The organism is Streptomyces sp. NPDC023838, from assembly GCF_040639555.1.
GTDB lineage: Bacteria > Actinomycetota > Actinomycetes > Streptomycetales > Streptomycetaceae > Streptomyces.
Window position 1 is genome coordinate 172,638 of the sequence record NZ_JBFAAD010000010.1, and the last position, 25,544, is coordinate 198,181.

The 25,544-nt window shown below is 73.7% G+C and carries 16 protein-coding genes; 9 read left to right on the top strand and 7 right to left on the bottom strand.

Going from position 1 to position 25,544, the window contains the following annotated elements:
* Nucleotides 1-16: 16 nt before the first annotated feature.
* Entirely contained in the window at nt 17-1,255 is a 1,239-nt protein-coding gene (locus tag AB0G17_RS15640) for a serine/threonine-protein kinase (protein WP_361381595.1), read from the bottom strand.
* Nucleotides 1,256-1,380: 125 nt separating this feature from the next.
* The gene (locus AB0G17_RS15645) at nt 1,381-3,132 is read right to left on the bottom strand and encodes a serine/threonine-protein kinase (protein ID WP_361381598.1); all 1,752 of its coding nucleotides are present in this window, start codon (nt 3,130-3,132) and stop codon (nt 1,381-1,383) included.
* A gap of 419 nt (nt 3,133-3,551) precedes the next feature.
* Between AB0G17_RS15645 and AB0G17_RS15650 the strand changes: the two genes are divergently transcribed.
* The 6 genes from AB0G17_RS15650 to AB0G17_RS15675 all read left to right on the top strand — a co-directional run bounded on the left by AB0G17_RS15650 (nt 3,552) and on the right by AB0G17_RS15675 (nt 15,864).
* Nucleotides 3,552-7,085: an FtsK/SpoIIIE domain-containing protein gene (locus tag AB0G17_RS15650; RefSeq protein WP_361381601.1), complete on the top strand. Its 3,534-nt coding sequence runs from the start codon at nt 3,552-3,554 to the stop codon at nt 7,083-7,085.
* Nucleotides 7,086-7,380: 295 nt separating this feature from the next.
* Nucleotides 7,381-8,736 carry an ABC transporter substrate-binding protein gene (locus AB0G17_RS15655; RefSeq protein ID WP_361381748.1) on the top strand — a complete coding sequence of 452 codons (1,356 nt, stop codon included), beginning with the start codon at nt 7,381-7,383 and terminating at the stop codon, nt 8,734-8,736.
* Between the two features lie 12 nt (nt 8,737-8,748).
* Nucleotides 8,749-10,107 (top strand): sugar ABC transporter permease, encoded by a 1,359-nt coding sequence (locus AB0G17_RS15660; protein WP_361381604.1) that lies wholly within the window; start codon nt 8,749-8,751, stop codon nt 10,105-10,107.
* A gap of 198 nt (nt 10,108-10,305) precedes the next feature.
* Nucleotides 10,306-11,184, top strand: a complete 879-nt coding sequence (locus AB0G17_RS15665) for a carbohydrate ABC transporter permease (protein WP_361381607.1) — start codon at nt 10,306-10,308, stop codon at nt 11,182-11,184.
* Between the two features lie 149 nt (nt 11,185-11,333).
* The gene (locus AB0G17_RS15670) at nt 11,334-13,571 is read left to right on the top strand and encodes a bifunctional glycosyltransferase family 2 protein/CDP-glycerol:glycerophosphate glycerophosphotransferase (protein ID WP_361381610.1); all 2,238 of its coding nucleotides are present in this window, start codon (nt 11,334-11,336) and stop codon (nt 13,569-13,571) included.
* Nucleotides 13,572-13,650: 79 nt separating this feature from the next.
* The gene (locus AB0G17_RS15675; protein ID WP_361381613.1) at nt 13,651-15,864 is read left to right on the top strand and encodes a bifunctional glycosyltransferase family 2 protein/CDP-glycerol:glycerophosphate glycerophosphotransferase; all 2,214 of its coding nucleotides are present in this window, start codon (nt 13,651-13,653) and stop codon (nt 15,862-15,864) included.
* Here AB0G17_RS15675 and AB0G17_RS15680 read toward each other — a convergent pair.
* The 3 genes from AB0G17_RS15680 to AB0G17_RS15690 all read right to left on the bottom strand — a co-directional run bounded on the left by AB0G17_RS15680 (nt 15,836) and on the right by AB0G17_RS15690 (nt 19,309).
* Nucleotides 15,836-16,213 (bottom strand): hypothetical protein, encoded by a 378-nt coding sequence (locus tag AB0G17_RS15680; protein WP_361381616.1) that lies wholly within the window; start codon nt 16,211-16,213, stop codon nt 15,836-15,838. The two genes, AB0G17_RS15675 and AB0G17_RS15680, sit on opposite strands and share 29 nt — an antisense overlap.
* Before the next feature lie 31 nt (nt 16,214-16,244).
* On the bottom strand, nt 16,245-17,810 hold the full coding sequence (locus AB0G17_RS15685) for a bifunctional glycosyltransferase/class I SAM-dependent methyltransferase (protein ID WP_361381619.1): 1,566 nt from the start codon (nt 17,808-17,810) through the stop codon (nt 16,245-16,247).
* Between the two features lie 290 nt (nt 17,811-18,100).
* A complete protein-coding gene (locus AB0G17_RS15690) occupies nt 18,101-19,309 on the bottom strand; it encodes a glycosyltransferase 87 family protein (RefSeq protein WP_361381622.1) in 1,209 nt (402 codons plus the stop codon).
* A gap of 223 nt (nt 19,310-19,532) precedes the next feature.
* Between AB0G17_RS15690 and AB0G17_RS15695 the strand changes: the two genes are divergently transcribed.
* The 3 genes from AB0G17_RS15695 to rfbD are packed head-to-tail and all read left to right on the top strand — an operon-like array spanning nt 19,533 to nt 22,476.
* Nucleotides 19,533-20,600 (top strand): glucose-1-phosphate thymidylyltransferase, encoded by a 1,068-nt coding sequence (locus AB0G17_RS15695; RefSeq protein WP_361381625.1) that lies wholly within the window; start codon nt 19,533-19,535, stop codon nt 20,598-20,600.
* Nucleotides 20,597-21,580 carry a dTDP-glucose 4,6-dehydratase gene (gene rfbB, locus AB0G17_RS15700; RefSeq protein WP_361381628.1) on the top strand — a complete coding sequence of 328 codons (984 nt, stop codon included), beginning with the start codon at nt 20,597-20,599 and terminating at the stop codon, nt 21,578-21,580. The genes AB0G17_RS15695 and rfbB overlap by 4 nt, the downstream gene beginning before the upstream one ends.
* A complete protein-coding gene (gene rfbD / locus AB0G17_RS15705; RefSeq protein WP_361381631.1) occupies nt 21,577-22,476 on the top strand; it encodes a dTDP-4-dehydrorhamnose reductase in 900 nt (299 codons plus the stop codon). Before rfbB ends, rfbD begins: the two co-directional genes overlap by 4 nt.
* A gap of 129 nt (nt 22,477-22,605) precedes the next feature.
* Here the strand turns inward: rfbD and rfbC are convergent, their stop codons facing one another.
* Together rfbC and AB0G17_RS15715 are read right to left on the bottom strand one after the other, a co-directional pair.
* Nucleotides 22,606-23,217: a dTDP-4-dehydrorhamnose 3,5-epimerase gene (rfbC, locus tag AB0G17_RS15710; protein ID WP_361381634.1), complete on the bottom strand. Its 612-nt coding sequence runs from the start codon at nt 23,215-23,217 to the stop codon at nt 22,606-22,608.
* Nucleotides 23,205-25,538: a glycosyltransferase gene (locus tag AB0G17_RS15715; protein WP_361381637.1), complete on the bottom strand. Its 2,334-nt coding sequence runs from the start codon at nt 25,536-25,538 to the stop codon at nt 23,205-23,207. Before AB0G17_RS15715 ends, rfbC begins: the two co-directional genes overlap by 13 nt.
* Between the last annotated feature and the right edge of the window lie 6 nt (nt 25,539-25,544).

Sequence of the window (25,544 nt, forward strand, 5' to 3'; positions counted from 1 at the left end):
TCCAACGGTCGTCGCGCTACGGCACAACCGGCGCCGAGTGCTTGGAGTCCTGTGGCGGCTTGTCCTTGCCGTCGTCGCCACCCGATGCGACCAGCCAGCCGCCCACGGCCACCGCCGCCGTCAGTGCCACCGCCGAGGCGCCCAGGATCAGGCGGCGTCTGCGGAGCTGGTCGGCGCGGTGGCGGGCCGAGCCGGGGCGGGGGGTGCCCGTCGGGCGGGGGGCGCGGGCCGTGCCCAGGGGGCCGCCCGCCAGTTCGTCGGGGGCGGGGACGCGCATGCTGGTGTGGGTGTCGCGGTTGGAGTCCAGCGGGGCCCCCGGGACCAGCGGGACCGCGCCCCTGCGGGGCCTGCCGGAGGGGGACGCGGGCTCCTCGTACACCGGCTCGTCGGGCTCTTCGGCGTCCGGCTCGTCCACGTCCAGCGGCGGCATCCCCGCCACCAGCGGCAGCAGCTCGCGCAGCCGGGCGGAGAGCTCCGAGGCGCGCAGCCGGGAGGCCGGGGCCTTGGCGAGGCACTGGACGACCAGCTGCCAGAGCTCGTCGGGGATGCCGGGCAGCGGCACCACGGTCTCGGTGACGTGGCGGCGCAGCACCGCTCCGGGGTGGCCGCCGCCGAAGGGGGTGAAGCCCGCCAGGAGTTCGTACAGGACCGTGGCCAGGGCGTAGATGTCCACCGCCGCCCGGGGCGGCAGGCCCTCGACGATCTCGGGGGCCAGATAGTCGGGCGTGCCGATGATGCGGGTGGCCTTGGTGCGGCGGGGGGTGTCGATCAGCTTCGCCACGCCGAAGTCGGTGAGGAGCGCGGGGTGCGAGCCGCCGGGGCCGAGCGGGCCCTGCATGTCCAGGAGGATGTTCTCGGGCTTGACGTCCCGGTGCACGATTCCGGCCGCGTGCGCGGCGGCCAGGCCGTCGGCCACGTCCGCGACGATCGCCACCGCCGCCTCGGGGGCGAGGCGGCGCTCGCGGTCCAGCCGGGTGCGTACGTCCGTACCCCGCACCAGGTCCATGACCAGGGCGAGGTCGTTGCCGTCGACGACCAGGTCGCGCACGCCCACGACATTGGGGTGGTCGAGGCCGAGCAGCGCGGTGCGCTCCTGGACGAATCGGCCGACCAGCTCCTGGTCGGCGGCGAGGTCCTCGCGCAGCAGCTTGATGGCGACGGGCCCGTCCGGCCCCTCGCCTAGCCACACCGTGCCGGCGCTGCCCCGCCCCAGGATCTGGTGGGCGGTGTACCGGCTGCCGATATTCCGTGCCAAGACTGCTCCCTCAGCGGCTGGCTGTGCACGCCGAGGCTACGCGGCCGGGAGGCCAACCTTCACTTCCGAGGGCGAAATCACCCCTTGGAAGTCGACAAATCCACGAAGTCGGCGTCGCGCACGCCTCAGTTGCCGCTGAGTTTGCCGATCCAGCCCGACACCTTGTCGGCCGCGTCCCCGAGCGCCTGCCAGTAGCTCTTGCCCTCGGCCACCCAGTCCTGGAGCGGGGTCAGCTCCCAGATGAGCCAGCCCGCCACGAAGAGCAGCACCAAGGTGAACAGGCAGCCCTTGAGGCAGCCGAGCCCCGGGATGCGCATCGGGTTGGCGCTGCGGCGGCGCGGCTCGCGGGGCGCGGGGGCCTGCGGCTGCTGGGGCTGCTGCGGCGCCTGCGGCGGGGCGTACTGCTGGCGCTGTTGGTGCTGCTGGTGCTGCGGGGGCTGCGCGTACGGCTGCGGCTGCTGAGGCTGGCGGTACTGGGGCTGCTGGGGCTGGCGGTACTGCTGGGGCTGCTGGGGCTGTTGGGGCTGTTGGGGCTGGCCGTACTGCTGGGGCTGCTGGCCGTACTGCTGCGGGGGCTGCTGGTGCTGCGGCGGCTGCTGGTTGCGATGCGGGCGGCGGCGCAGCGGGTCCTGGTCCGGGTCCAGGTACTGCACCTGCGTCTGCTCGTTGCGGTCGCGGGCCGCCTGGAGCTGGGACTGCCAGGGGTGCGGCTGCTCGGGCTGCTGCGGGTCGGGGCCGCCGCCCTGCTGGCCGAACTGGTTCTGGCCCTGCGGCACCGGCGGCATCACGGCCGTCGGGTCGGCCGCGCCCCGGCTGGGCAGGACGGCGGTCGGGTCCGCCGCTCCGGACGTGTTCGGCAGATACGAGGTCGCCGCGTTCGGATCGTTCTGGCCGTACGAGGCCGCGTTGCTCGGCAGCACCTGCGTCGGGTCGGCCGCGCCGGGCGTCTCGGGGACGGGCGCGGGGGCGGGGTCGGGCGCGAGCAGCGCGCCGACGCCGTCGGCCGCCTCGACCTGGGCCGGGCTGGAGTGCACCCCGATGCCGTCGGCCACGACGCGCAGGGCGCGCGCGAGGTTCTCGGCGCTCGGCCGTTCGTCCGGGTTCTTGCGCAGACAGCGCTCGATGACCGTCCAGAGCGGGCCGGGCACGGTGGTGGGGCGGCGCGGCTCCTCGCTCAGATGCCGGTGCAGCACCTCGAGAGCGGTCCCGCCCGCGAACGGGGGACGCCCGGTGACCAGCTCGTACATCAGGATTCCGGCGCCGTAGACGTCCACGGCGGAGGTCTGTGGGCGGCCCTCGGCGGACTCCGGCGCCACGTACGCGGGCGTGCCCACGAACTCGTGCGTACGGGTCAGACCCGGGGAGTCCGCGAGGCGCGCGATGCCGAAGTCGGTGAGCATCGGGTGCATGGCACCCTCGCGCTCGTCCAGAAGGACGTTCGCCGGCTTCAGGTCGCGGTGGACCACGCCGTCGGCGTGGCTGGCGGCGAGCGCGTCCGCGATCTGCGCGGTGAGCAGGGAGGCGGCGACCGGGGTGAACGGGCCGTTCTCGCGCAGATAGCGGTGCAGGTCCGGGCCGTCGACCAGGTCCATGACCAGGGCGAGCAGATCGCCCTCCACGACGAGGTCGCGGGTGCGCACGATGTTGGGGTGCGTCAGGCGCAGCAGCACCGAGCGCTCGCGCAGGAACCGCATCACGACGTCCGCGTCGTTGGCCAGCTCCTCCTTGAGGACCTTGATCGCGACGGTCTCGCCGGGCTGGCCGGCCACGGCCGCCTCGGCGCCCGCCGCCTCACGCTGGCGGGCGCGCCAGACGGTGCCCGTGGCACCGCGTCCGAGCGGCTCCTCGAGCAAGTACTTGCTGCCTACCGGCCGCACGTCATGCGCTCCCTGCTGGTCTGGCTGGAATCCGGGTCTGTTTCGGGTGTCCCCGAGCCGCCCACTGTAATGCCGCCCACTGTCACCACGGCTGTGGTGACGACCGTGGCGGCTCGGGCCCGCACGCTCGGGGTGTTCGAAGGGAAGACGCCCGCGTCGTACGGAAGGTTGCCGAACGGCCGTACCGAAGCGGGGTGAGCGATTCTGTCGAGGTGCGCCGAGGTGCGCAACCGGCCACTTTGCGGCCACATTTGCGTCGAGAGCCGACCATTCAAGATCACTTGGAGGTGGGGGGCGGGCGTGTTGTCAGTGGCAGGTGCGAGGATGCCCTCAGCACGACATGTGTGCCTGGTGGGGGGAATCACAAGGGCCTTTCCCTCCGTGCCCGGCACCCCCGCGCAGAAGGGACCGCCGAGGCGATGCAGATCCGGCTGACCGTCCTCGCGCCGCGCAGCGGCCACGCTGCGGCGCGCGCCTGCGACGTGCTCGTGACCGCGCCCGCCGGGACCGCCCTCGCGGCCGTCGCCTCGGGCCTCGCCACGGCCGCGTCCGGCTCCGAGGTGTCCAGTGCGGTGGTGCTCTACGCGGGCCGCGAGCGGCTCGATCCCCAGCGCCGCGTGCTCGGCGAGCCGCCGCTGGTGGACGGGGCGGTGCTGTCCCTGTCCTCCCCGGCCGACTCGTCGTCGTACGCGTACGAGGAGCACGAGGAGGCGGTCCCGGCCCGGCTGTGCGTCGTGGCGGGGCCGGACGCGGGCGGGGTCCATCTGCTGCACGGCGGCCAGATCCGCGTCGGCCGCTCGGCGGACGCGGACGTTCCGCTGGACGACCCGGATGTGTCCCGGCTGCACTGCGCGGTGACGGTCGGCGAGGGCGGCCGGGTCTCGGTGGCCGACCTGGGCTCGACGAACGGCACGCGCGTGGACGGCGCCCCGGTCGGCCCGCACTCGGTGCGTCTGCCGCTGGGCGCGCTGCTGCGCCTCGGGGAGTCCGCCCTGCGGCTGAGCACCGGGGCCCCGTCCCCGCAGCCGCTGCCCACGGCGCCGGACGGCGAGGGCCACATCCGGGTGACCCCGGCCGCCTCGCCCCCACGGCCCCCGTCGGGGCCGGTGGCGTACGGGGAGGGCGCTCCGACCGGAGCGCCGGTCGGCCACGGCCCGGAGACCGCCCGGGTGCCGTCCCCGCGCGCGTCGGGCGAGCCGGGCCCGCCCGGACACGGCCCGACGACCCACGGCACGGGAAGCGCGCCCGCGCCCGGGGGCCACGGCCCGGCCGACCCGGCGCAGGGCGGCGCGCGACCGCACGGGCAGGGCGGACACGAAGGTTTCGGACAGGGCGAGAGCCACGGGCAGGGCGAGGGGTACGGGCAGGCGGGGCAAGGCCGTACGGAGGGTGGGTACGGCACGTACGGCGGCCACGCCGGGCAGCAGGGCGGAACCGGCCGGGTGCATGCGCCTGGCGACCAGCCGTACGGCCCCGGGCCGGGCGGTCCGTCTCACGGTGCCGGATCGGGCGATCCGTCTCACGGTGCCGGGCCGGGCGGTCAGTCCTACGACGCTGGGCCGGGCGGCCAGGCTTACGGCTCCGGGCCTGGCGGTCCGTCCTACGGCGCCGGGCCTGGCGGCCAGCCTTACGGACCCGGGCCGGGCGGTCAGTCTTACGGCCCTGGGCCTGGCGGTCCGTCCGACGACTCCGGACCGGGCAGTCAGGCGTACGGCCCCGGTGGGGCGAGTCGGCGGGTCGGGACGCCTCCGCGGGGGACCCGGCTGCCGGAGGACGTCGAGCACGCGCGCGTGGACGACGGGGCGCCGTCCCGGCGGCGCGGGGGCATAGGGGCCTGGGCGCGGCGGCTGGCCGGAGGGCGCGGGGAGGCCATGGACGAACCGGTGGCCGCCGAGACCGTCGCCGTGGTGCTGGGCGCCCCGCCCGCGCCGGAGCGCTGGCCCGACCCGGCCGCGCTGCTGCTGACCGCGCTCGGCCCGGGGCCGCGGCTGTGGGAGCGCCGCCCCGGGCACCCTGAGGAGCTGGCGATCCGGGTCGGGACGGCGGACCGGGGCGAGCTCGCGGCCGTGCCGGTCACCGTGGGGCTGCGGGAGGCGGGCTCGCTCGGCCTCGCCGGGCCCCGCCCCCGGCTGAACGGCCTGGCGAGGGCGGCCGTGGCCCAGCTCGCGGCGCTGCACGCGCCGGCCGACCTGGAGATCGTCCTCATCAGTACGGAGCGCGGCCGCAGCCTCCAGACCCGTACCGCGGAGTGGGGCTGGCTCGGCTGGCTCCCGCATGTGCGCCCCGGGCACGGCCAGGACTGCCGGCTGCTCCTCGCGTACGACCGCGAGCAGGCCACGGCCCGTACGACCGAGCTGGTCCGGCGTCTGGACGACAGCCCGCTGGGGCCGGGCTGGGCGTCCGCCGACGCGGCGGCCGTGGCCGACGCGACCCGCCGCTACTCGGGTCCGTACACGGTGGTGATCGTCGACGGCGACCCCGGCTCGTCCGTGCTGCGCGAGACGACGGCCCGGCTCGCGTCCGCCGGGGGCGCGGCGGGCATCCATCTGCTCTGCCTCGCCGAGACACCGGCCGCCTCGCCGACCTCACCGGTGGAGGCGACGTACGAGTCGGCGTGCGCGGTCTCGCTCCCCTTCCGCGAGTGCGGGGCGGCGGCGCTGCTCAGCGGGGACGTGGCCACGGCGCTGCGGCTGCTGCGCACGGCGGGCGGCCGCCCGGCCGGGCACGGCACGCTGGCGGTGGTGGACGCGGTGTCGGTGGCGTGGGCGGAGCGCTTCGCGCGGGCGCTCGCGCCGCTGCGGGCGGGCGACGGGACGGCCGCGCCCGGGCGGCCGCCGGTGGCCCTGCCCCCCTCGTCCCGGCTGCTCGACGAGCTGGGCCTGGCCCGGGCGACCCCGGCGTCTCTGATGGCGCGCTGGGAGTCGGCGCCGGACGGCGCGGTGGTGCTCGGCACCGGGCCGCGCGGTCCGGTCGGCGTCGGCCTCGCCTCCGACGGGCCGCATCTGCTGATCGAGGGACCGGCGGGCAGCGGGCGTACGGAGCTGCTGCGGGCGGTCGCCGCGTCGCTCGCGGCCGGGGCGCGGCCGGACCGGCTGGCGCTCGTCCTGGTCGACGGGGCGGGCGGGGAGCGCGGCGAGGGACTGCGCGCCTGTACCGAACTCCCCCATGTCTCCACGTACTTGGTGGCCTCCGACCCGGTTCGCATGCGGGAGTTCGCGCAGGCGCTGGGGGCGGAGCTGAAGCGGCGGGCCGAGCTGCTGGGCGATCTGGGCTTCGCGGAGTGGACCGCGCGGCAGGTGGCCGAGGAGGTCGCGGGTCGGCTGGTGCAGCCACGGCCGCCGGCGCCCGGCGAGCAGAGCGGTGACGTGGACGCGTCGTCCACCAGCACACTGCGCCTGCGGCCGCTGGGGCGTACGCGTACGGAGGCCGGGCCGCCGCCGCTGACCCGTCTCGTCGTCCTGGTGGACGACCTCGACGCGCTGGTCGCGCCCGCGCTCGGCAGTCCCGGGCGGCCCGCGGCGGGGTCGGTGATGCGGGCCCTGGAGGCGGTGGCGAGGGACGGGGAGCGGCTCGGGGTGCACCTGGTCGCGACGTCGGCCCGGCCGGAGCGTACGGCGGACACGGAGCTGGCCCGGGGGGTACGGAACGTGGTGCGGCTCGACGCGCCGCCGGCCGTGCCGTCGCCGGAGGAGCCGTCGCCGGGGCGGGGACGGCTGTTCTTGTCGGACGGGTCGGTGACGCCGTTCCAGGGCGGGCGGGTGACGGGGCGGATACCCCGTACGGCGACGCTGCGGCCGACGGTGGTGCCGCTGGAGTGGGAGCGGATGGGGGATCCGCCGGCTCGGCGGCCCGTTCGTGAGCTGGGGAACGGCCCTACGGATCTTGCGTTGCTGGCCAGTGCGTTGGAGCGCGCGGGGCGGGTGGTCCACGCGGCGCCCCCACCGGGCCTTTAGGCCCGTCCCCGCCTCTGCCCTCCGGAGGTGGGGGCAGGTGGGTTACCGGGGCTTCGCCGAGCTCCGGCCAGCCAGCCCCTGAGGCGCGACCAGCCCAAGCGGACCCGCACCCGGTGAACGAAGCCTTCTGCCCCGCCACAGGGGGCGCAAACCCCTCCCCCCGCGAGCCGCCGACGGCACGTCACGACCGCATCACGATCGCCCAGTTGGTGGCGATCGCGCTATTGCGGGCCCCCCGCACCCGGCGTAGGACTGTCCGGACGGGACGACCTCGGCGGCGGGAGGCGGCATGCTCATGCGTACAGGTCGGAAACTGGTCGGGATAGCCATCATCGGGGCCCTCGCGCTCACCGCCACCGCTTGCGGGGACGACAAGAAGGACGACGGGAAGCCGACCCCGAGCGGGTCCGGGAAGTCCGGCGGCGACACCGTCAGCCTGCCCCGGCTCGACGGGCAGAAGATCGAGGTGGCCGCCGTCTGGACCGGGCCGGAGCAGGCCAACTTCGTCAAGGTGCTGAAGGAGTTCGAGAGCCGCACCGGCGCGACCGTCACCTTCGTTCCCGCCCAGGACCCCATCGTCAACTTCCTCGGGACGAAGATCGCCGGTGGCAGTCCCCCGGACGTGGCCATGCTGCCGCAGGTCGGAGCCATCCAGCAGGCCGTGCAGAAGAAGTGGGTCAAGCCCGTCGGGCCGGAGGCCAAGGCGCAGCTCACCAAGAACTACGCCAAGGTCTGGCAGGACCTGGGCGCGGTCGACGGCACCCAGTACGCCGTGTACTTCAAGGCCGCCAACAAGTCCCTCGTCTGGTACAACACCAAGGTCTTCGATTCCGCCGGCGCGCAGGTCCCCAAGACCTGGAAGGACTTCCTCGGCGCCGCCGACACCATCTCCGCCTCCGGCGTCACCCCTGTCTCCGTCGGCGGCGCCGACGGCTGGACCCTCACCGACTGGTTCGAGAACATCTACCTGTCCCAGGCGGGGCCCGAGAAGTACGACCAGCTGGCCAAGCACACGATCAAGTGGACCGACCCGTCCGTCAAGGACGCCCTGACCACCCTCGGCCAGCTCTTCGGCAAGCCCGACCTGATCGCCGGTGGCGCGACCGGCGCCCTGCAGACCGAGTTCCCCGCCTCCGTCACCCAGACCTTCACCGGCGGCGACCAGCCCAAGGCCGGGATGGTCTTCGAGGGGGACTTCGTCGGCGTCAACATCGCGCAGACCTCGGCGAAGATCGGGACCGATGCGAAGGTCTTCCCGTTCCCCGCCGTGGGGGCCAAGGCTCCCGTCGTCACCGGCGGGGACGCCGCCGTCGCCCTCAAGGACACCAAGGGCGCCCAGGCCCTGCTGACCTGGCTGGCCTCCCCGGACGCCGCCAAGGTCTGGGCCGCCGCGGGCGGTTACATCTCGCCCAACAAGGCCGTCGACCTCGCCGCGTACCCCAACGACGTACAGCGTGACATCGCCAAGGCGCTGATCGCGGCCGGGGACGACGTGCGGTTCGACATGTCCGACCAGGCGCCGCAGTCCTTCGGCGGGACGCCGGGCAACGGCGAGTGGAAGGACCTTCAGGACTTCCTGAAGAACCCCAAGGACGTCGCCGGCGCCCAGGCCAAGCTGGAGGCCGACGCGGCCGCGGCGTACAAGGGCTGACGGCCGCCCGCCATGACCGCCGCCCCGGCGCCCTCGCCCGCCTCGCCCCCACCCCCTTCGCCTCCCGCGCCCCGCGTCCGTAAGAGCGTGACCGGGACACGCGCGTACCTCGCCGCCGGGTTCCTGCTGCCCGCGCTCGTCCTGCTCGGCGCGCTGGTGGTCTATCCGATCGGGTACTCCGTCTACCGCTCGTTCTTCGACCAGTCGGGCGACGGCTTCGCCGGGATCGACAACTACAAGACCCTCTTCACCGACGACACCATCCTGACCGCCGTCAAGAACAACGCGATCTGGGTGGTCTGCGCCCCGACCATCGCCACCGCGCTCGGGCTGATCTTCGCCGTACTGACCGAACGGGTGCGCTGGGGCACGGCGTTCAAGCTGATCGTCTTCATGCCGATGGTGATCTCGATGCTCGCCGCGGGGATCATCTTCCGGCTGGTGTACGAGCAGGACCCGGACCGGGGAGTCGCCAACGCCGTCTGGGTGGGGGTGCACGACACGTTCGCCGAGTCGGCGGGCTTCCCCCGGGCCCACCCGCTGCCCGCCGCCCCGCTCAAGCCGGGCGGCGGTGGCTCCTTCGTGACCAAGGACGCCGTCCACGCCGGGCAGCCCGCGCTGCTCCCGCTCGTCGGGGTCGCCGCCGACAAGCTGCCCTCGTCCGCGAAGGCGGCGAAGGCCCCGGCCGCCGAGCCCGGCAAGATCACCGGGACCGCCTGGCTGGACTTCAGCAAAGGGGGCGGCGGCACCCCCAACACCATCGACTCCAAGGAGCTCGGCCTCAAGGGCATCAAGATCGAAGCTGTCCGGGAGGGGCAGGTCGTCGCCAGTGCCACCGCTCGCGCGGACGGCACCTTCACCTTGCCCGCCAAGGCCGACGGCGCCCAACTGCGGCTGCCCAGCGGCAACTTCCGCGAGCCCTACAACGGCGTCAACTGGCTCGGCCCGTCCCTCGTCACCCCCGCCATCATCGGCTCGTACATCTGGATGTGGGCCGGGTTCGCGATGGTCCTCATCGCGGCCGGGCTCGCGGGGCTGCCGCGCGAACTCCTGGAGGCGGCGCGGGTGGACGGCGCCAACGAGTGGCAGGTCTTCCGGCGGGTGACCGTGCCGCTGCTCGCGCCCGTCCTCGCGGTCGTCCTCGTCACGCTGATGATCAACGTGCTGAAGATCTTCGACCTGATCTTCATCATCGCGCCAGGCTCCAGCCAGGACGACGCCAATGTGCTGGCGCTCCAGCTCTACCGCTCCTCGTTCGGCACGGACGCGGACCTCGGCGTGGGCAGCGCGATCGCGGTGCTGCTGCTGGTCCTGGTCGTACCGGTGATGCTCTTCAATATCCGGCGGATGCGGCGGGAGGCGCGGCGATGACGACGACCAGCGCCACCACCGCCCACTGCCGGGGGTCCGGGGGTTGCCCCCCGGGACAGCACAGCAATATCCGGCGGATGCGGCGGGAGGCGCGGCGATGACGACCACCAGCGCCACCACCGCCCACTGCCGGGGGTCCGGGGGTCGCCCCCCGGGACAGCACAGCAACATCCGGCGGATGCGGCGGGAGGCGCGGCGATGACAGTCGTGGGGGTCGTCAAGGCCAAGCAGTCCCTGCCCGCCCGGATCGCCGCCCGAGCCGGCGGCGGCGCGCTGCGCGTGTTCCTCGTCCTCGTCGGGCTCTTCTGGCTGATGCCGACCGTCGGGCTGCTGCTGTCCTCGCTGCGCAGCCCCTCCGACATCGCCTCCACCGGCTGGTGGAAGCTCTTCAGCGAGCCGTCCCAGCTCACCTTCCACAACTACTCCACCCTGCTGGACAACAGCACGATCACCGACTCGCTCCTCTCCACCGTCGTGATCACCGTGCCCGCGACCGTCCTGGTCGTCGTCATCGGCTCGTTCGCCGGATACGCCTTCGCCTGGATGGACTTCCCCGGCCGTGACTGGTGGTTCATGGTCGTGGTGAGCCTGCTCGTCGTCCCCGTCCAGGTCGCCCTCGTACCGGTCGCCAAGCTCTTCGGCAAGATCGGGATCTTCGAGACGACGGTCGGCGTCATCACCTTCCACGTCGCCTTCGGCCTGCCGTTCGCGATCTTCCTGCTGCGGAACTTCTTCGCGGAGATCCCCCGGGAGCTCCTGGAGGCCGCGCGGCTCGACGGGGCGGGCGAGGTCCGCCTGTTCACCCGGGTCGTGCTGCCGCTGGGCGGTCCGGCGATCGCCTCGCTCGGCATCTTCCAGTTCCTCTGGGTCTGGAACGACATGCTGGTCGCGCTGATCTTCGCGGACTCCAAGCACCCGCCGATCACGGTCGCCCTCCAGCAGCAGGTACGGCAGTTCGGCAACAACATCGACGTCCTGGCGCCCGGCGCCTTCGTGTCGATGGTCATCCCGCTGGCCGTCTTCTTCGCCTTCCAGCGCCAGTTCGTGTCGGGGGTGATGGCGGGCGCCGTCAAGTAGCCCACGTCAAACCGGCAAGCGGCCCACGCCAAAGCGGCAAGCGGCCCACGCCAAACGGGCAAGCGGCCCACGTCAAACGGGCGCCGTGGCTTTACCCCGTCTGCCACCACCGGCGTAACCCGCTCGCGCCCCGCGCCGTTCTACGGGCCATGCCCCGGTTCAGCGTGATCGTCCCCGTGTACAAGGTCCAGGCCTATCTCCACGACTGTCTGGGCTCGGTGCTCAGTCAGTCGTACGACGATCTGGAACTGATCGCGGTCGACGACTGCTCACCGGACGCGTGCGGCGCGATCATCGACGAACACGCCGCCCGCGACCGCCGCGTCACCGCCGTGCACCTGGAGGCCAACACCGGCCTCGGCCCCGCTCGCAACGCCGGACTCGCCCACGCCACCGGCGACTACGTGGTCTTCCTCGACGGCGACGACACCTTCACCCCGGGCGCCCTCCAGGCCGTCGCGGACCGGCTCAAGGAGACCGGCGACCCGGACGTCCTGGTCTACGACTACGCACGGACGTTCTGGTCGGGCGAGCAGGTCCGCAACAAGTCGTCCGCCCAGCTCGCCGAGGCCGGGCCCGCCACCTTCCGGCTCGCGGACCGGCCGGGGCTGCTCAAGCTGCTCAGCGTGGTGTGGAACAAGGCGTACCGGCGCGAGTTCATCGAGGAGCAGGGCTTCAGCTTCACGCCCGGCTTCTACGAGGACGCGCCCTGGACGTATCCGGCGCTGATGGCCGCCGATTCGCTCACCACGCTCGACCGGGTCTGCGTCCACTACCGCCAGCGCCGCCAGGGCAGCATCCTCTCCACCACCAGCCGCCGCCACTTCGACCTCTTCGACCAGTACGACCGGGTCTTCGCGTTCATCGACGCACGCCCCGAGCTGGCGCCGCTGCGGCCGCTGATCTTCCGGAAGATGGCCGACCACTTCCTCACCGTGTTCACCACCCGGGTGCGGCTGCCGCACGGCAGCCGCGCCGAGTTCTTCCGGCGCGCCCGCGCCCAGTACCGCCGCCACCGCTCCCCCGGCGGTGGCCCGCGCACCTTGCGCGTCCGGGTGCGGCACGGCCTTGTCCGGCTCGGCGCCCACCGCACGTATCTGGGCCTGGGAGCGCTCAGCGCGCTGCGCGCCCGCGCGGGCAGGCCGCTGCGCGCGCTCGGCCGCGCTCTGCGCTCCGGAGTGCTCCGCGTGCACTACCGGGTCCAGCGACGGCTGCCGGTGCGGGACGAGGCGGTCTTCAGCGCGTACGGGGGCCGGGGGTACGTCTGCAACCCGGCCGCGATCGAGGCGCAGGTGCGGGAGCTGGTGCCCCGGGTGCGGACCGCGTGGGTCGCCGCGCCCGCGCACCTGCACACCGTGCCGCCCGCGACCCGCAAGGTACGGCCCGACACCTTCGCGTACTGGACGGCGCTCGCCCGCGCGAAGTACCTGGTCAGCAATGTGGAGTTCGACGGCAGGCTGGTCAAGCGGGACGGCCAGGTGCTGCTCCAGACCCACCACGGCACCCCGCTCAAGACCATGGGCCTGGACCTGATGGACCGCCCGGCCGCCGCCCGCGACACCGACTTCGCGCATCTGGTCGCCCGCAGCGACAAGTGGGACTACAGCCTCTCCGCCAACCTCCACTCCACCCTCACCTGGGAGCGCACCTACCCCTCGGGGTACACCACCCTCGAATACGGCTATCCCCGCAACGACGTCTTCCACGCGGCGAGCGCCGCCGACGTGGCCCGGCTCCGCGACGGCCTGGGCATCCCCGCCGACGCCACCGCCGTCCTGTACGCGCCGACCCACCGCGACTACCGGCGCGGCCAGCACCGCCCGCTCGACCTGGAGCGCCTGGCCCGCACGCTCGGCCCCGGGTTCGTCCTGTTCACCCGCGCCCACTTCACGTACGGGGCGCCGCTGGCGGGCGAGGACACGCACCCGCGGGTCATCGACGTCAGCGGGCACCCGTCGGTCGAGCAGCTGTGCCTGGCCGCCGACGCGCTCGTCACCGACTACTCGTCCCTGATGTTCGACTACGCCAACCTGGACCGCCCGATCGTCATCCACGCCGACGACTGGGAGGCCTACGAGGCGGCCCGCGGCACCTACTTCGACCTGCGGTCCTTCCCGCCGGGCGCGGTCGCCCGCACCGAGGACGAGCTGATCGACATCTTCACCACCGGCCACTGGCGCGGCTCCCGCTCGGCCCAGCTGCGGGCCGCGTTCCGGGCCCGGTTCTGCCCGTACGACGACGGGCACGCGGCGGAGCGGGTGGTACGGCGGGTCTTCCTGGGCCAGAGCGCCCTCCCCCCGGTCGTCCCACCCGAGGACCGCCGCCCAGCCCCTTCGGCGGCGCTACCCACGACCACGATCCAGCGGGAACTGGCGGGCTTGGTCTGACGCCCGACCCGCCGCACCCCGCCCCCGGGCAACTTCGCTCCCTGCCCCGGCCCGGCCCCCGCCCCGAAAGAGGTCCCCGTTGCCCCGATTCACCGTCGTCGTCCCCGTCCATGACGCTCGCGGGCTGCTGCGGGAGTGCCTGGAATCCGTGCTGCGGCAGGCGTTCGCCGACGTCGAGGTCATCGGGGTCGACGACGGCTCGGCGGACGGCTCGGGGCGCCTGCTCGACGAGCTGGCCGCCGCCGACCCGCGCGTACGGGCCGTCCACCTGGCGGCCCAGGTCAGCGCGGGCGAGCGGCGCGACGCCGGAGCCGGGCAGGCCCGCGGGGAGTATCTGCTCTTCCTGGAGCCGGGCCTGGTCCAGCTGCCGGGGGCGCTCGACGCGATCGACGCGCGCCTGAAGGCGGCCGGAGACCCGGACGTCCTGCTCTTCGGGCATCTGCGCACCCCCTTCCTCGGCACGCCCGAGCCGACCCGCTCCCTCGACATGCTGCGTGCGGCCGGGGACGCGGTGACCACGGCCGCCGGGCGGCCGGGCCTGCTCGGGGTGGCCCCGGTGAGCTGGAACCGGGCGGTACGGCGGGAGTTCTGGCGCGACGCGGCGCCGCGCTTCGACCCTGGCGCGCGGGCCGAGGCGATGTGGGCACTCGGCTCGCTCATCGCGGCCGGGACGGTGGCGGCCCTCCCCACCCCCTGCGTGGACCACCGCCAGCAGCGCCCGCTCCCGGGAGCGCGCCGGACCGACCCCCGGGAGGTCGTCGCCGCGTACGACACGCTCCTCGCGGACGCCGCCCGGCCCGGCGCCGAGGTCCTGCGGGAGCCGCTGTACGCCCTGGCCGTACGGGAGTTGCTGAAGGCCTGGCCGGGCGCGCGCGGGCGGCGGCGGGCGTACGTCCGGGCGGTGGCCGCCTTCAGCCGGGCCCACCGGCCCGCCGGACACCGGCCGGGCGGCGGGCGCTCCGGCGTGCGCGCGCGCCTGCTCACGGAGGGCCGGGCCGGGACGCTGACCGCCCTCGACCGAGCTCTCGCGGCCCGCCGCCGGCTGCGCTCCCGCGCCCGCACCCTGCGCAAGTCCGGGCTCAGCGCGGTGTTCCGGCACTACTACCGCCTCCAGCGCCTCCTCCCGCTCGACCCCCGGCTCGCGGTGTACGCCTCGTACTGGAACCGGGGTGTGAGCTGCAACCCGGCGGCCGTCCACCGCAAGGCCGCCGAACTCGCCCCGCACATCAGGGGCGTGTGGGTGGTCGGCAAGGCGAAGGCGGCGGACGGGCACGCCTTCGTGCTGCCGGACACCCTCGCGTACTGGCGGGTGATGGCCCGTGCCACGTACTTCGTCAACAACGTCAACTTCCCCGACCACCTGGTCAAGCGCCCGGGCCAGCTTCACCTCCAGACCCACCACGGCACCCCGCTCAAGCGCATGGGCCTGGACCAGCTCGCCCACCCGGCCGCCGCCAAGAGCTTCAGCTTCCGCCGGTTCCTGCGCCGCGTCGACCGCTGGGACTGGTCCCTCTCCGCCAACCCGCACTCCACCGAGACCTGGTCCCGCGTCTACCCCGGCGCGGTGCGGCACCTGGAGTCCGGCTATCCGCGCAACGACGTGTACGCGACGGCGACCCCCGAGTCCGTCGCCGCCGCCCGTCGCTCCCTCGGCATCGCACCGGGCCGCCGCGCGATCCTGTACGCACCGACCCACCGCGAGTACGAGCGCGGCTTCTCCTCGGCCCTGGACCTGGTCCGCGTCGCCGACGCGCTCGGCCCCGGCACCCTGCTGCTGGTGCGCGCGCACTACTTCTACGGCTCGGCCGGGCTGCCGGAGCACCCCGGGCTGCTCGACGTCTCGGCGCACCCCCGCGTCGAGGAGCTGTGCCTGGCGGCGGACGCGCTGGTCACGGACTACTCGTCGGTGATGTTCGACTACGCCAACCTGGACCGCCCGATCGTCGTGCACGCCCCCGACTGGGAGGTGTACCGCACGGTCCGGGGCGTCTGCTTCGACCTCCTCTCGGGGCGCCCGGGCGACACCCCGGGCGCGGTCACCACCAGCACGGACGAGCTCATCTCCTGCTTCCGGGACGGCGCTTGGGACAGCAGCGCGAACGCCGCGCTGCGGGGCGCCTTCCGGGAGCGGTTCTGCCCGTACGACGACGGGCGCGCCGCCGAACGCGTGGTGCGCACGGTGTTCCTGGGCGAGCCGGCCGACGCACTGCCGCCCGTGGAGCCGGCCCGGCGCGCGGTTGTGCCGCAGCCGGGCGCCCGCCGGGTCAGCGCTGCTGCCCGGCCATCACCGTGACGAGCCCGACGACCACGAGCAGCGAGCCCGCCCACGTCCACACCGACGTCCGCTCGTGCAGCACGGTCGAGCCGGCCAGCACGATCAGCAGGTACCCCAGCGCGTTGAAGGGGTACGCGACGGACAGCGGCACCCGGGCCAGCGTCGACATCCAGGCGACGGCCGAGGCGGCGAAGACGACCAGGCCGACCACGATCCACGGGCTGGTGGCGGCCCGCAGCGCGATCGAGCCGCCGCTCTGCTCCACGGCGGTGGCGGCGGCGCGCATGCCGTGTTTGAGCATGATCTGGCCGCCCGCCGAGGAGAACACCGCGAAGAGCAGCAGGGCGAGGCTGGACAGGTCCAACATCCTTCTCCTGACCGGGACTTCGGCGGGGATCTCAGACACCGACGCGGTCGGCGGGGGTGTACTGACGGTTGAGGATGTCCTGTACATCGACGTGCTCCCCAGCGATGATCGTCTCGGCCGCGTGCGGAGTGAGCAGCACGATGTGCTGATAGCCGAAGAGGGTGGGCCGCAGCCGCACGAGCAGCCGCGAGAGTCCGCCAAGCGCCCCCGCCACCGCGCGCCCCACCAGGCCGTTCCCGCCGAGCAGCGCCCAGAAGGGCGCCCCGGTCGAGGTCGTGCCGAGGATGTCGTACCCGGCGCCCTGGACCGTGCGGCGCAGGCTGGCCCGGGTGAAGAAGCGCAGATGCGTCTCGTCGAGGATGCCGCGCCGGTCGTACCCGAACACACCGAGGACGACCCGCAGCCGGGCGTACCAGTGGCTGAAGTTCGGCACCGACAGCAGCACCTGGCCGCCCGGGCGCAGGAGGGGGGCGATCGCGGCGAGGACGCGGTCGGGCCGGGAGAGGTGCTCGATGACGTCTCCGGCGACCACGTAGTCGTACCCCCGCCCGATCTCCTCGGGCAGCCCCTCCTCCAGGTCCGCCCGGAAGAACCGCGTACACCTCTCGCGCACGCCCGGCACCTCGACGCAGTCGACGCCGGTCACCTCGTGGCCCAGCGCCTCCAGGCGCTCGGCGAAGAGCCCGCCGGAGCAGCCGAGGTCCAGGACGCGGCCCGGCGGCAGGGCGCGCATGCGGTCGAGGATGACGGCGTGGGAGGAGCCGTCGCCCTCCTTGAAGGCGTATCCGTCGGGCTTGGGGATCCACGGGCAGGTGCCGAACCCCTTGACCGCGAGCCGGTATTCGAGGACGTCCTTCACCACGTCCTTGGCGTACTTGAGGCCGTTGACGTAACAGATCTCGTCGCCGTAGTAGGTGGGGACGGGGATCTCCCGGATCCGCATGCCCGCGTCGATGAGCTGGACGATGATCTGGGTGTCGAAGTCGAAGGCGTCGGTGTTGCGCTCGATGGGGAGGCGGCGCAGGGCGGCGACGCTGTAGGCGCGGTAGCCGGAGTGGAATTCGGTGAGCCGGGAGCCGAGCAGGGCGTTCTCCAGACGGGTGAGGATACGGTTCCCCAGCCATTTGTAGAGCGGCATTCCGCCGCGCAGCGCTCCGCGCCGGTCCATCATGCGCGAGCCGAACACGGCGTCGGCCTCGCCCCTCTCGATGGGCGCGACCATTTCGGGGAGGAGCTCGGGGGCGTACTGCCCGTCGCCGTGCAGCAGGACGACGATGTCGAGCCCGCGCTCGGCCGCGAGCGCGTATCCGGCCTTCTGGTTCCCGCCGTATCCGAGGTTCTTGGTGTGCCGCATGACGACGGTACGGGGCATGCCCTCGGCCTGGGACCAGCGGCATCCGGCGGTGAAGGTGCCGTCGTGGCTGGCGTCGTCGAGGATGAGGATCTCCTCGATACGGGAGCGGAAGCCGGCCGGGATGCGGTCGAGGGTCTTCTCCAGGGTGGTCTCGGCGTTGTAGGCGACTACGAGGATGCCGATGCGGGGGCTTTGACCTGAGCGGTCGACGGCTTCGGGGGTGCGGGTCGGGGTCGGCTGCACGTGCGTCTCCAGGGTTGACGGGGTTGGGGGCGTGGCGGCGGTGCCCCGTAGGGGGCGCGTGTTTGTCTGCGGGCCGGTGGGGGCTGGTCGCGCAGTTCCCCGCGCCCCTTTCGGGCCCGGCGGTCGTCTGCGGACCGTGCTCGCTTCTCGCGCAGTTCCCCGCGCCCCTGAATGCGCCCCTTCGGGCCGTCCCCGAGATTGCCGCGCAGCCGCATCCAAGGGGCGCGGGGCTGTGACATGTGCGGCTCCGCCGCGCGGGCGCGAGCAATCCAGCACGGCCCGCAGCCGAATCACCGCACTCCCAGCGGCGCGGCTCCCGCAGGAGCCGCCACCGCCACCTCGCCCGGCGCGCCAGGCTCCCGCTCGCGCGACCGGAACACCGCCACGTACCCCGACGCGATCCCCACCAGCAGCGCCGCCCAGGCCCATGCGCCCAGGACCTGCTGGTCGTAGCTCCAGCGGGTGGGTTTCTGGATCGTGTAGACCCAGGAGGCGAGGATTCCGGCGAGCGCGCTGTACGCAAGGCCCTCCCAGAAGCCGATCGCGAAGAGCGCCGCGACCGGCCAGGCCAGGTACTGGACGCCGGACGCGGTGCTGAGCAGCAGCAGCACGCTCAGCGTGATCGCGACGGCCAGCGGCGCGCGGTCCGGGCGGCGCCACGCGGGCCAGACGCCCGCCGCCACGCAGATGAGGACCACGACGAAGTGGCCGGGCCCGCGCAGCGCGGCGATCGACTCGTTGGAGAAGCCCAGCCACTCGGCGAACTTGACGATGCCCCACAGCCGGAAGTTGCCGCCCTTGTACTCAAGGACGTTGGCCCGCAGCGCGCCCGGCACGGTCGCCAGCACCGGCCCCCACACCACCAGCAGCACCGCGCCCAGCGCCGCCGAGAAGCGCGCGAACTCCCGCCGCCCGCCGCGCCAGGCCGCCACCGCCAGCGCGGGCAGCGCCACCACCGGCACGAACTTGACGCTGATGGACAGCGCCGCGACCACTCCGGCGGCCACCGGTGCCCGCCGGTCCGCGAGCAACCAGGCGGCGGCGAGCGCCAGCGTCACGGCGACCGAGTCGGTGTTGCCGTGGTAGCCGGACGTCGGGATGAGGACGGGCGAGAGCGTCACCCCGATCCCGCAGGCCATGGCCGTCCGTACCGGGCGGCGCCTGCGGACGATCTCGAACACGAGCAGCGCGGCCGCGAAGTCCGCGAGGCAGGCGGGGGTGCGGATCAGTGTGCCGAACTCGACGCCGAGGCGGGCGATCCGGTCGAGTCCGAGCAGCATCCAGCCCGCCAGCGGGGGATGGTTGTAGACCGGCAATCTCGGCATCGGATGGGCGTAGATCCGTACCGGCCCGACCTTCTCGATGTGCTGGGCGAAGGCCCAGAAGAAGAAGACGTCGGCGGGCCCCCGGGTACGGGCGGCGAACACCATTTTCGCGAGGAAACCGACGGCGGCGACGGACCCGACGATGAGCCTTCCATGCCGTACGTACCGATTCATCCGAAATGACTGTTCGCTCATGGCGGTCGAACGTACCAACCACCGGCCCGAATCCACCGGAGCGATCAACGCACTTTCACCCCGGGGCCGTTGTTCCGCCTGCGGATCTTGGCCAAATGCACTCGCCCGGAAATCACCCGTATGGTTCACCACCAGCCGTAATCCCCGGCGTCAGCTCTCGTTCACTACCTGTCCCTCGCCTCCCAGACTCCGGTGGTCCCCAGTGAAAGCACTCGTCCTCTCCGGCGGCGCCGGCACCCGGCTGCGGCCGATCACCCACACCTCGGCCAAACAGCTGGTGCCGGTGGCCAACAAACCGGTGCTCTTCTACGGCCTCGAGTCGATCGCGGCCGCCGGGATCACGGACGTCGGGATCATCGTCGGGGACACGGCCGAGGAGATCCGGGCGGCCGTGGGCGACGGCTCGCGGTTCGGCATCACCGTCACCTACATCCCGCAGCACGCGCCGCTGGGGCTGGCCCACGCGGTGCTGATCGCCCGCGAGTTCCTCGGCGAGGAGGACTTCGTGATGTATCTGGGCGACAACTTCGTCGTCGGCGGGATCACCGATCTGGTCGACGAGTTCCGGGCCGCCCGCCCGGACGCGCAGATCCTGCTGACCAAGGTGCCCGACCCGCGCTCCTTCGGCGTGGCGGAGCTGGACACGGACGGGTGCGTGGCGCGCCTGGAGGAGAAGCCGTCGCACCCCAAGAGCGATCTGGCCCTGGTCGGCGTCTACCTCTTCACCCCGGCGGTGCACGAGGCCGTCCGTGCCATCGCCCCCTCGGCGCGCGGCGAGCTGGAGATCACGCACGCCCTGCAGTGGCTGATCGACCGGCGGCTGAAGGTCAGTTCGACAGTGATCTCCGGCTACTGGAAGGACACCGGCAACGTCGAGGACATGCTGGAGGTCAACCGCTCGGTCCTGGAGCTGCTCACCCCCGGGCACGAGGGCTCGGTCGACGACGCCACGGAGATCATCGGGCGGGTGCGGATCGGCCGGGGCGCCACCGTGCGCGGCTCGCGGATCGTGGGCCCGGCGATCATCGGGCCGCGCACGGTCGTGGAGAACTCCTACATCGGCCCGTCCACCTCGATCGCGGAGAACTGCCGGGTGACCGACAGCGAGATCGAGTACTCGATCGTGCTGAGCGGCTCGTCGCTGCACGGCGTCGGCCGCATCGAGGCGTCCCTGATCGGCCGTGACGTCGAGATCACCCCCGCCCCGCCCACCCCGGCCGCCCACCGGCTCGTCCTCGGTGACCACAGCAAGGTGCAGATCTCCGCATGACCCACCGGATCCTTGTCACCGGCGGCGCCGGGTTCATCGGCTCGCACTACGTCCGTACGCTGCTCGGCCCCACGGGGCCCGGCGACGTCGCGGTGACCGTCCTCGACAAGCTCACCTACGCGGGCTGCCCGGCCAGCCTCGACGAGGTGCGCGCCCACCCCGGATTCGCCTTCGTCCAGGGCGACATCTGCGACGCCCGGCTCGTCGACAAGCTGATGGGCGAGCACGACCAGGTGGTCCACTTCGCCGCCGAGTCGCACGTCGACCGCTCGATCCTGGGCGCCGCCGAGTTCGTGACGACCAATGTGCTCGGCACCCAGACCCTGCTCGACGCGGCGCTGCGCCACCGGCTCGGCCCGTTCGTCCACATCTCGACGGACGAGGTGTACGGGTCGATCGACTCGGGCTCCTGGCCGGAGGAGCACCCGCTCAGCCCCAACTCCCCGTACGCCGCCACCAAGGCCTCCGCCGACCTGCTGGCGCTCTCCCACCACCGCACCCACGGCCTGGACGTGCGGGTGACGCGCTGCTCCAACAACTACGGGCACCACCAGTTCCCCGAGAAGCTGATCCCGCTCTTCATCACCCGGCTGCTGGACGGCGGCACGGTGCCGCTGTACGGGGACGGGCTCAACGTCCGCGACTGGCTGCACATCGACGACCACGTGCGGGCGATCGAGCTGGTCCGCACCGGCGGGCGCGCGGGCGAGGTCTACAACATCGGCGGCGGCACCGAACTCACCAACAAGGAGCTGACCGGACTGCTGCTCGCGGCGTGCGGCGCCGACTGGGACAAGGTGGTGTACGTCGAGGACCGCAAGGGCCACGACCGGCGCTACTCGGTCGACTGCGCCAAGATCCGTACCGAGCTCGGCTACGCGCCCCGCAAGGACTTCGCCGAGGGCCTCGCGGAGACCGTCGACTGGTACCGCGAGCACCGGGACTGGTGGGAGCCGCTGCGCCCGAAGGCCGCCCTGTGAGCCCGAGTTGGCTGGTCACGGGCGCGGGCGGGATGCTCGGCCGGGATGTGATGGCCCGGCTCGGGGGCCGCGACGCGCTCGGGCTCGGCCGCTCGGGACTCGACCTGACGGAGGCGGAGGCGGTGGCGGCGACGGTGGCCGGCGCCCGCCCGGACGTCGTCGTCAACTGCGCCGCCTGGACGGCCGTCGACGACGCGGAGACGTGTGAGGCCGAGGCGCTGCGGATCAACGGCGAGGGCGCGTCCCATCTGGCGCGCGCCTGCGCCCGCGCCGGGTCGGTGCTGCTGCACGTGTCCACGGACTACGTCTTCGCGGGCGACGCCACCGCCCCGTACCCGGAGGACGCCCCGACCGGCCCGCGCACCGCGTACGGCCGCACCAAGCTGGCGGGCGAGCGGGCGGTGCGCGCGCTGCTGCCCCGGACCGGCCATGTGGTGCGGACCGCCTGGCTGTACGGGGCGGGCGGCGCCAACTTCGTACGGACCATGATCCGCATGGAGTCGGCGCGCGAGCACCTGGACGTCGTGGACGACCAGCGCGGCCAGCCCACCTGGACCGCCGACCTGGCCGACCGCCTCGTCCGGCTCGGCGAGGCGGCGCTTGCCGGTGCCGCGCCCGCCGGGTACTGGCACGGCACCAGCGCGGGCCACGGCACCTGGTGCGAGCTGGCCCGGGAGACGTTCCGGCTGCTGGGCGCGGACCCGGCGCGGGTGCGGGCCACGACGAGCGCCGCCTACGTCCGGCCCGCGCCGCGCCCGGCGTACAGCGTGCTGGGGCACGGCCGGTGGCGCGAGGCGGGCTTGGAGCCGATGAGGGAGTGGCGGGCGGCGCTGGCGGAGGCGCTGCCGGAGTTGATCGCGGCCGAGCAAGGAGGCGCCCCGAAGGGGCGCATTTAAGGGGCGCGGGGCCGTGACCTGTGCGGCTCCGCCGCGAGGGGGGTCCCCCCTGTTCGAGCGAAGCCGAGAACTTGGGGAGCGACCAGCCCACGACGGCCCGCAGTCGAATAGCCGGCCCCCCTCGGCGCGTCACGGCTGAGCCGAAACCAGCGCCCGTTGCCGCGCGTACCAGGCCGTGCACGCCTCGTACGACGGCAGCAGGCCCCGCTCCCCGGCCTCCGCGACCCCCGGCGCCGCCGCGTCCTTCGGCGAGAGCAGCGGCGTGAGGTGCGTCGGCCACTCGATCGCCAGGTCCGGGTCGAGCGGGTGGATGCCGTGCTCGCGGGCGGGCGCGTACCCCTCGGAGCAGAGGTAGACGACCGTCGCGCCCTCGGTGAGCGCCATGAACGCGTGCCCGAGGCCCTCCGCGATGTGGACGGCCCGGTGGTCGCGGTCGTCGAGGAGGACCGGCTCCCAGCGCTTGAAGGTGGGCGAGCCGGTCCGCAGGTCCACCACCACGTCCAGGACCGACCCGCGTACGCACGTGACGTACTTCGCCTGCCCCGGCGGCACGTCCGCGAAGTGCACGCCGCGCAGCGTGCCGCGCGCGGACACCGAGCAGTTGGCCTGCGCGAGGCCCAGGCCGTGGCCGGTGGCGGAGACGAAGTCGCCGTCCTTGAACCACTCGTGGAAGCTGCCCCGGCTGTCCAGGAAGACCCGCGGCTCGGCCACCCAGGCGCCCACGATGCTCAGCCTTCGCACTGCGCGCCCCCCTCGGCCACCACGAGGACCACCTGGTCATGGCCCTGACGCCGTACGGCGAACTCCCGCCCGGCGAACGCGCGGGCGGCCGGGAGCAGCGGATGCGCGGCGGCCGGCACCCGCACCGGCGCCTCGCCCATGGAGAGCTGCCACTCCCCCTCCCCGATCAGCGTCAGCGCCTCGTACGCCGACTCGGCCCGGAAGCGGCCGTCCGCGCACCGGACCGGCAGCTCGACCTCTTCCTCCTCGGCCCCGGTGCGGCGCAGCTGGAGCGGGACGGCCGGGCCTCCGCCGTAAAGGCCCTGCAGCACGAGTGAGTTGTCGGTCCAGGTCACGCTCTCGGTGTACGCGTGCGGCAGCTGGTCGGTGAGGACCGCATTGCCCCAGGCGCTCACGGTGAAGGCCAGCTCGCGGCCCCCGGGGGCGGCGTGGCGGCCGAGCGGCAGACCGGGGGGCGCGGCGACCGGGAGCCGTCTGCCGTCCGGTCCGACCAGCTGGACGCTGTACGCGTCAGCTGGCCGGAGTTCGCCGTGCGGCGCCCTGACCGGGCCCCGGCCGCGCACGGCGGCGAGCTCGTCGAGCGGCACCTCGGCGGTGAAGCGCTCGCCGTCGCGCGCGAGGGGGACCTGGATCGCCGCGTCCGAGTGCCAGTGGCCGAGCCGCAGCGCGCTCGCGCCGGTGCGGGTGTCGCCGGTGAGCGTGAGGACGCCGTCGTGGCTGTCGTGGCCGGTCAGCCAGGTCTGGACGCGCTCGGCGTTCAGCTGGAGGCGGCCGCCCGCGAAGACCGGGACGATCCGGGTGCGCTCGTCGAGGTAGTGCACCTCCAGCTGCGCGCCCCCGTCCGCGACCCCGCCCCGGCGCGCCACGCCGGGGCCGAGGACGCCGCCGCTGTGGCCGAGCACGCCGAGGACCAGCTTCCAGGTGGTGGTGGCGGACTCGGTGAGCAGCCGGGCCGGGTCGACGGCGATCTCGAAGCCGGCCCAGTCGTAACCGTGCAGCCGCTGCCCCGAACGGGCGGTGATGGACGGGTCGTTGACCCGCTTGAGCCGCAGCGGCAGGGCGCGCCGGTCGGGCGTGCGCAGCCAGGCCGCCTTCAGCGCGTGCCGCCGCGCCTGGGCCGGCAGGTTGCGGATGTAGCCGTACCCGGTGAGCCGCAGCGTGCCGTCGCGCCACTCGGCACCGGTGAGCCGGGCCTCCAGCGGCAGGTCACCCGGGGCGAGGGCGAGGACGTCGCGCGGGAAGGGCGCGGTGAGCGGCGGGTACTCGGCGGTGCGGCGGCGCAGCCCGCGCACCCGGTGCGTACGGGGGCTGCGGCGCTCGAACTCCAGCAGGCCGAGCAGCTCCTCCAGGCGCCGCTCGCGGACCAGGTGCCACTTCACCCGGTGGTGCAGCGGCAGCCCGGCGAGCACCTCGGGGTCCACCTGACCGGCGAACTCCCCCGCGTGCTCCAAGAACGCCTCCCGGTAGGCCGCGTCGCCCTCCGGCAGCACCTGCATGAAGTACCAGAGGTCCTCGCACAGCACCGACTCGTCGTAACGCTTTTTGTGCTCGGGCGCCCCCGTGAGCCCCCGGCTGACGCCGAGCACCGCCGCCGTACGGTCCACCACCCCGCGCACCACCGCGCGCCTGTTGGTGATCGAACTGTCCCTGAAACGCCAGTAGTAGACGGCGTCCTGGAGGACGTCGACCGAGCGGGCGGCGAAGTGCGCGGGCAGGACGACCGGGATGTCCTCGTAGAGGACGCCCTCGGGGAAGGCGAAGGCGTGCTCGTCCCAGAAGGTGCGGCGGAACACCTTGTTGCAGGCGATCCGGTCCAGGAGCAGCGACCAGTCCTCGGTGACGTGGGTGGCGGGACGGGTGGAGCGCATCGGCCGGGTGAACAGCGGGTGCTGCCTGAGCCGCCCGCCGCCGGTCAGCCGCAGGACGTTGCCGGAGGCGAAGTCGGAGCCGGACTTGTCGAGCGCGCCGGTCAGCAACTCGAAGGCACGCGAGGGAAGTACGTCGTCGCTGTCGACGAAGGCGAGGTATTCGGTGCCGGGGGTGGTGTGCGCGACGCCCGTGTTGCGGGCCGCGCCGAGGCCGCCGTTCTCCCGGCCGACCACCCTGAACCGGCCGTCGCGCGCGGCGAATTCACGGGCGACGTCGGCGCTGGCGTCCGTCGAGCCGTCGTCCACAAGCACCACGTCGAGCGCCTTCAGGCTCTGCCGGGCCAGCGACTCCAGACACGCGCCCAGATGCTCCTCGACGTTGTGAACGGGGACGACGACGCTGAGGCGGGGCGCCAGGGACGTCAGAGGCGCCGGGGGCGTCAGGGGCGTCATACGGGG